This is a genomic window from Muricoccus harenae, from assembly GCF_009848505.1.
Classification (GTDB): Bacteria; Pseudomonadota; Alphaproteobacteria; order Acetobacterales; family Acetobacteraceae; genus Roseomonas; species Roseomonas harenae.
Genome location: NZ_WWDL01000039.1, coordinates 36,725 through 43,920, shown reverse-complemented (window position 1 = coordinate 43,920; position 7,196 = coordinate 36,725). Strand labels below are relative to the sequence as shown.

Here is a 7,196-nt window from a genome sequence, read left to right as displayed (position 1 = left end):
AAGCAAAGGCCCCGGGTTCCCCCGGCTGGGCAAGCCCAACCTCTGCCTGAAACCACCACCGAAGCGCGGCGGGTCAACGTATCTAGCGGCTCAACACCGCTACGTCAACCCCTCCAAACCGCCCCAGTCCGGGTCACCAAGGCGCCCCAAGGCGCCGCCGGTGTGGGGCGGCTTATATGGGGGCCGCCCCAACCTGTCAAAGAGGTTTCACACACTTTCCGCAAACGAAGCGATCGGGCTCACCTCGAGCCCATCGGGCCCCACAGAAACCCGCAGCGCCTGGCCATCCCGCACGCTGCCTTCCAGCAGCAGGTTAGCCAGCCGATCCTGCAAATTTCGCTGGATCACGCGCTTCAGGGGCCGGGCGCCATAGACCGGGTCGTAGCCAGCCTCGGCGAGCCAGTCCCTCGCCTCCTCGTCCAGTTCCAGCGTGATCTTCCGCTCATCCAGCAGCTTGCGCAGCCGGCCGAGCTGGATCTCCACGATGGCGCCCATGTCCCCGCGCGCCAAGCGCCGGAACAGGACGATCTCGTCGAGGCGGTTAAGGAACTCCGGCCGGAACCGGGTACGGACCACGTTCATCACCTGGCCGCGCACCAGATCCACGTCCTCGCCCTCGGGCTGGGCGGCAAGGATCTCGGAGCCCATGTTGCTGGTCAGCACGATCAGGGTGTTGCGGAAGTCCACCGTCCGCCCCTGCCCGTCCGTCAGCCGCCCGTCGTCGAGAACCTGCAGGAGGATATTGAACACATCCTCATGCGCCTTCTCGACCTCGTCGAAGAGGATGACCTGATAGGGACGCCGGCGAACTGCCTCGGTCAGCGCGCCGCCTTCCTCGTAGCCGACATAGCCCGGAGGGGCGCCGATCAGCCGGGCAACGGCGTGCTTCTCCATATATTCCGACATGTCGATGCGCAGCAGCGCACGCTCGTCGTCGAACAGGAAGCTCGCCAGCGCCTTGGTCAACTCAGTCTTGCCGACGCCGGTCGGACCGAGGAACAGGAAGCTGCCGATCGGCCGGCCCGGGTCCTGCAGCCCTGCCCGCGCGCGCCGCACGGCCTTGGCAACGGCCTCAAGGGCCTCCTCCTGGCCGACGACGCGACGGCGCAGCTCATCCTCCATGCGGATCAGCTTGGCACGCTCGCCCTCCAGCATCTTCTCGACCGGAACGCCGGTCCAGCGGGAGACGACCGCCGCAATGCCTTCCTCGGTCACCGCCTCATTCACCAGGCGGCCCCCGTCATCGGCGGATTCTGCGATCTTCTTCTCCAGCCCGGGGATGACGCCATAGGTCAGCTCGCCGGCACGGGCATAGTCACCCTTGCGCTGGGCCAGCTCCACCTCGGTGCGGGCGCGGTCGAGCTCCTCCTTGGCCTTCTGAGCCTCCAGGAGCTTGTTCTTCTCGGCCTGCCAGCGCTCGGTCAGCGTCGCGGACTGCTCCTCGAGCGACGCGATCTCGCGCTCCAGCTTCTCCAGCCGGTCGCGGCTGGCCGCATCGGTCTCGCGCTTCAGCGCCTCCCGCTCAATGCGGGAACGCAGCAGGTCACGGTCGATCGCATCCAGCTCCTCGGGCTTGCTGTCCACGGCCATGCGCAGGCGGGACGCGGCCTCGTCGACGAGGTCAATGGCCTTGTCCGGTAGGAAGCGATCCGAGATGTAGCGGTTCGACAGGGTCGCGGCCGCCACCAGCGCGGAGTCCGAGATCCGCACGCCATGGTGCAGCTCATACTTCTCCCGGATGCCGCGCAGGATGGAGATGGTGTCCTCCACGCTCGGCTCGCCAACGAAGACAGGCTGGAACCGGCGGGCCAGGGCCGCGTCCTTCTCCACATGCTTGCGGTACTCATCGAGCGTGGTGGCGCCGATGCAGTGCAGCTCGCCGCGGGCCAGGGCCGGCTTCAGCAGGTTGGAGGCGTCCATCGCCCCATCCGCCTTGCCAGCGCCAACCAGTGTGTGCATCTCGTCGATGAAAAGGATCACCTCGCCGGCGGCCGTCTCGATCTCGGTCAGCACGCCCTTCAGGCGCTCCTCGAACTCACCGCGATACTTGGCCCCGGCCACCATCGCGCCGAGGTCGAGCGCGAGCACACGCTTGGACTTCAGCGCCTCTGGCACGTCGCCATTCACGATGCGCAGCGCCAACCCCTCGACGATGGCAGTCTTGCCGACGCCGGGCTCGCCGATCAGCACAGGGTTGTTCTTCGTACGGCGGGCGAGCACCTGGATAGTGCGGCGGATCTCCTCGTCTCGGCCGATCACCGGGTCCAGCTTGCCGTCCCGCGCGGCCTCGGTCAGGTCGCGCGCATACTTCTTCAGGGCGTCGAACTGCTGCTCGGCCGTCGCATTGTCCACGGTGCGGCCCTTGCGCAGCTCGGCCACCGCGGCCTCCAGCTTCTGCGCCGTCGCGCCGGCCTTCACCAGCAGCCGACCAGCCGGCGTGTCGCTGGCGGCGATCGCCACCAGAAGGCGGTCCTGCGCCACGAAGCTGTCGCCGGCACGGTTGGCGCTGCGCTCGGCGGCGTCCAGCACGCGCACGAAATCGGGCGTCACCTGGGGCTGGCCCGCGCCACCGCCCGAGACGCGCGGATTGCGCGACACCTCGATATCGACATCCTGCTTGGCGGCAGCCGGATCTCCGCCGGCGGCACGGATGAGACCGCTCGCGGCCCCTTCCTCATCATCCAGCAGCGCCTTGAGCAAATGCTCCGGCGTCACCCGCTGGTGGTATTCGCGAATGGCGATGGTTTGCGCGGCCTGCAGGAATCCCCGGGCGCGCTCGGTAAGCTTCTCTATATCCATATCCTGTCCCTCCAGTGAGGCGACCGCCCTCTCCGCCCCTGTTGAGGCGACGGCTTAGGCGTTTGAATGTTATGTGGTATCGGGCGCGGCCCGGCTTCAAGAGGCCGCCAGGGAGGCATCCACATGCGCGTCGAACGGATCTACCGCTACCCGGTCAAGGGCCTTTCGGCGGAGAGCCTCGAGGAGGTGGAACTCTCGGCTGGCGAGACCATCCCTTATGACCGTCGCTTCGCCCTGGCCCAGGGAGACGCTCCCTTTGACGAGGCGGCACCGCGCTTCCTGCCGAAGCAGAACTTCGCCTGCATGATGAAGAACGCGAAGGTGGTGCTGGTACGGGCCGCCTTCGACCCCCGCGGCAAGATCCTCGCCCTGTTCGCGGAAGATCATCCCCCCCTCTCCGCCTCCACGGCGACGCCGGAGGGCAAGGCCGCCATCGGCGATTGGCTGATCCGCTTCCTCGGTGAGGAGGCACGCTTCGGCACCGCCCCTGACGGATCGCCCCGCGCGCCCCGCTTCACCGAGGCGCCCGGCCACGCCTTCACGGACCAAGCCCGCAAGGGCGTCTCCCTCCTGAACCTCGCTAGCCTGGACGCACTCAGCAAGGCGATCGGCCAGCGCCTCGATCCGCTGCGCTTCCGGGCGAACGTTTACTTTTCCGGCCTGCCGGCCTGGGCCGAGCATGACTGGGTCGGGCAGGAGGTGCTGCTGGGCGGGGCGCGGCTCTCAGTCTTCAAGCGGACCGTCCGTTGCCCGGCGACCCAGGTGAACCTGGAGACGGGAGAGCGAGACCTCGATGTTCCGCGGCTGCTGAAGCAGCATTTCGGCCATATGGAACTGGGCGTGCACGCCACCGTCCTGGAAGGCGGCCGGATCGCCGTGGGGGATGCGCTGGAGCCCGTCTGACGAAATGTTGCAGTGCAACCAGGCGGCGGATGCCTTGTTCTAGCGGCGCCCCGGCCCGGGCCCCGGCCAGATTCGGCGGGGAGGCCGGGCCGGAGATCGTTGCAACATGCGAATCGCCCAGGTCGCGCCGCTCGCCGAAGCGGTCCCCCCGAAGCTGTATGGGGGCACGGAGCGCATCGTATCCTATCTCACCGAGGAACTGGTCGCCCTCGGCCATGAGGTCACCCTCTTCGCCAGCGGCGACAGCACCACCAGCGCGACGCTGGAGCCGATGCTGCCCCGGGCCATCCGCCTGGATCCCTCCATCCGGGACGCCACCGCGCCACATATGCTGATGGTACAGAAGGTGCTGGACCAGGCCGCGCGCTTCGACATCGTCCATTTCCATATCGACCACCTGCACCTGCCAGCTATACGCGGCCGGGGGCTGCCCTATGTCAGCACCTTCCATGGCCGGCTGGACCTGCCGGAAATCGAGCCGCTGCTCGCCGCCTTCCCCGAGGCGCCCTTCATCTCCATCTCGGACAGCCAGCGGCGGCCGCTTCAGCATCTTGGGCTGGACTGGTGCGGGACGGTGCTGCACGGGCTGCCGGAGCACCTTCTGCCCTTCAGCGCCTCGCACCAGGGCTATATCGCCTTCCTGGGCCGCATTTCGCCAGAAAAGGCGCCGGACGCGGCGATCCGCATCGCCCAGGCCGCTGGAGTTCCAATCCGGATCGCGGCCAAGGTGGACCGTGCCGACCAGGTCTATTTCGAAGAGGTGGTGGAACCCCTCCTCTCGCTCGACGGCGTCGATTTCATCGGCGAGATCAACGAAGCGCAGAAGGCCGAGTTCCTCGGCAACGCCATGTGCCTCCTTTCCCCCGTCGCCTGGCCCGAGCCCTTCGGGCTGGTGATGATCGAGGCAATGGCCTGCGGGACGCCGGTGATCGCCTTCAACCGCGGCTCCGTGCCCGAGGTGATCGACGAGGACGTCTCCGGCTGCATCGTGGAGGATGAGGTCGGTGCCCTCGCCGCCCTGAAGAAGGTGGCAGGGATGGACCGCACACGGGTCCGCGCCACCTTCGAAGCGCGTTTCACCGCCCGTCGAATGGCCGAGGACCACCTCGCGATCTACCGGCGCTTGCTCGGGCGGGAGCGCACCACCATCCTCCGGGCTGTCTGAAGGCCCGGCGGAGGGTCGCGCCGGCTTTGGCGGGCGCGAGCCGCGGACACGGGATGGACGGCGGGGAGTGAAGATACGCATGGACGACGAAGGAAGCGACCTGCCGCGGGTGGATGAGGACAGTGGATGGACCGTCGCGGCGACGGCCGCCACTGCCCTGGCGCTCTATCGCCCCCGCACGCTGAAGAACGGCTCCTCCTTCCTCGTCCTGGACCATTTCGGCGATGCCCAGGCCATGGGCGCAACGGCCGAGGGCTTGTTCCACGAGGACACGCGCTTTCTCTCCCGCCTCTCGCTGCGGATCGCGGGGCTGCGTCCTTTGCTGCTCTCCTCGGCCGTCAGCGCGGACAACACCGTGCTCACGGTCAACATGACCAATCCGGACATCTCCCTTTCCCCCGACCGCAAGCTGATGCGCGACACGCTGCATGTGGAGCGGCAGATGGTGCTGGGGCACGGCGTGGTGCGGGAGCGCATCACGGTCCACAACTTCGGGGACCTGCCGCTCTCCACCGAGATCTGCCTGACCTTCGCCGCCGATTTTGCCGATATCTTCGAGGTGCGTGGCCAGCAGCGCCCGAAGCGGGGCGACCGGCGTAGGCCCGTGGGTGGGAGGGACGGCGGGCTCGTCTTCAGCTATCTGGGGCTCGACGCCGTGGAGCGCCGCACGCGGCTTCACTTCGACCCGCCCCCCGTGGGCGTCCCGGGGCGGGACAATCGCTGGCCGCTTGAACTGCCACCCAAGGCGTATCGCGTGATCGAGGTGACCATCACCTGCGAATCAGGGCCCGAGCCCGCCGACCTCCCCTCCCCGCCCGGTTTCGATGGCCTGCTCGCCAGCATCCGTGCCTGGAGCCGCGAACGCGGGGAGCAACGGGCGCAGGTCACGTCTTCCAACCAGGCCTTCGATGACTGGTTCAAGCGCTCGGAAGCCGACCTGACCATGCTGACCACCCAGACGGAAAGCGGCCCCTTCCCCTATGCCGGCATCCCCTGGTTCTCCTGCCCCTTTGGGCGCGACTCCCTCATCACCGCCCTGCAATGCCTCTGGGCGGATCCCGAACTGGCGCGCGGCGTGCTGCGCTACCATGCGAAGCTGCAGGCCACCGCCATCGATCCGGCGCGGGATGCGGAGCCGGGCAAGATCCTGCATGAAAGCCGGAACGGCGAGATGGCGGCGCTGCGGGAGGTTCCCTTCGGCCGCTACTACGGCTCGGCGGATTCCACGCCGCTCTACGTCGTGCTGGCGACCCAATATGCCGACCGCACTGGCGACTGGGCGCTGATCCGTGAAATCTGGCCAAACATCGTCGCCGCGCTTCGCTGGATCGAGCGACATGGCGACATCGATGGCGACCTGCTGCTGGAATATGACCGGCAGTCGGTGAACGGGCTGGTCAACCAGGGCTGGAAGGATAGCTGGGACAGCGTCTTCCACGATGACGGGCGGCTGGCCGAGGCCCCGATCGCGCTGATCGAGGTCCAGGCCTATGCCGAGGCCGCCTGGCGCGGCGCCGGCCGCATGGCGAAGGTCCTGGGCCATGAGGACCAGGCTGCGCTCTGGACCGATCGGGCCGATGCCCTGCGGGACCGGGTGGAGGAAGCCTTCTGGTGCGAGGATCTGTCCACCTACGCCCTGGCACTGGATGGCGAGAAACGGCCTTGCCGCATCCGCTCTTCCAATGCCGGGCACACGCTGCTGACCGGACTTCCGAGCCCGGAACGGGCGAGGCGGGTCGCGCAGACGCTGATGGCACCGGAAAGCTTCTGCGGCTGGGGCATCCGCACGGTCGCGGAGGGAGAGAGCCGCTACAACCCGATGTCCTACCACAACGGCTCGGTCTGGCCCCATGACAACGGGCTGATCGCGCTGGGGATGAAGCGCTACGGGCTGAATACACAGCTCGAGCGGCTGCTGACAGGTCTCTATGACTCGGCCCTGGCCGTGGATATGCGCCGGCTGCCGGAGCTGTTCTGTGGCTTCCCCCGGCGCGTCGGCGAAGGGCCCATCGCCTATCCGGTGGCCTGCCTGCCGCAGGCCTGGGCCGCAGCAACCGCCTACGCCACGCTTGGCGCCATGCTGGGCGTGTCCTTCCGGCCGGAAGACAGCAGCATCCGCTTCATCCGGCCCTTCCTGCCCCCTTGGCTGGAAGAGCTGCGCATTGAGAACCTGCGCCTCGGCACCTCCACCGCCGATGTGCGGCTGCGGCGGCATGACGAGGATGGCGGCGTGTCGCTGAACCTGCTGCGGCGGCGTGGACAGGTGGAGGTGGCGGTCATCACCTAAGGGCAGCACCCGGCGCCCCTGCCAGTGGGCAGGGAACCGGAC

At 67.9% G+C, this 7,196-nt stretch carries 4 protein-coding genes; 3 read left to right on the top strand and 1 reads right to left on the bottom strand.

The window, feature by feature from the left end; translation table 11 throughout:
- Positions 1 to 207: 207 nt before the first annotated feature.
- Complete coding sequence (gene clpB, locus GSE44_RS21950) at positions 208 to 2,799, bottom strand: ATP-dependent chaperone ClpB (RefSeq protein ID WP_159350979.1); 2,592 nt, start codon at positions 2,797 to 2,799, stop codon at positions 208 to 210.
- 123 nt (positions 2,800 to 2,922) lie between these two features.
- On the opposite strand from clpB, the gene GSE44_RS21945 reads away from it, so the two are divergent.
- The 3 genes from GSE44_RS21945 (at position 2,923) to GSE44_RS21935 (ending at position 7,154) form a co-directional block, all read left to right on the top strand.
- A complete protein-coding gene (locus GSE44_RS21945) occupies positions 2,923 to 3,702 on the top strand; it encodes an MOSC domain-containing protein (RefSeq protein WP_159350978.1) in 780 nt (259 codons plus the stop codon).
- Between the two features lie 106 nt (positions 3,703 to 3,808).
- On the top strand, positions 3,809 to 4,867 hold the full coding sequence (locus GSE44_RS21940; protein WP_159350977.1) for a glycosyltransferase family 4 protein: 1,059 nt from the start codon (positions 3,809 to 3,811) through the stop codon (positions 4,865 to 4,867).
- 79 nt (positions 4,868 to 4,946) lie between these two features.
- Positions 4,947 to 7,154 carry an amylo-alpha-1,6-glucosidase gene (locus tag GSE44_RS21935; protein WP_159350976.1) on the top strand — a complete coding sequence of 736 codons (2,208 nt, stop codon included), beginning with the start codon at positions 4,947 to 4,949 and terminating at the stop codon, positions 7,152 to 7,154.
- Positions 7,155 to 7,196: the final 42 nt, after the last annotated feature.

Coding starts and splice junctions, on each gene's coding strand:
- GSE44_RS21935 (WP_159350976.1), top strand. CDS start 4,947: ATGGACGACGAAGGAAGCGACCTGCCGCGGGTGGATGAGGACAGTGGA.
- GSE44_RS21940 (WP_159350977.1), top strand. CDS start 3,809: ATGCGAATCGCCCAGGTCGCGCCGCTCGCCGAAGCGGTCCCCCCGAAG.
- GSE44_RS21945 (WP_159350978.1), top strand. CDS start 2,923: ATGCGCGTCGAACGGATCTACCGCTACCCGGTCAAGGGCCTTTCGGCG.
- clpB (WP_159350979.1), bottom strand. CDS start 2,799: ATGGATATAGAGAAGCTTACCGAGCGCGCCCGGGGATTCCTGCAGGCC.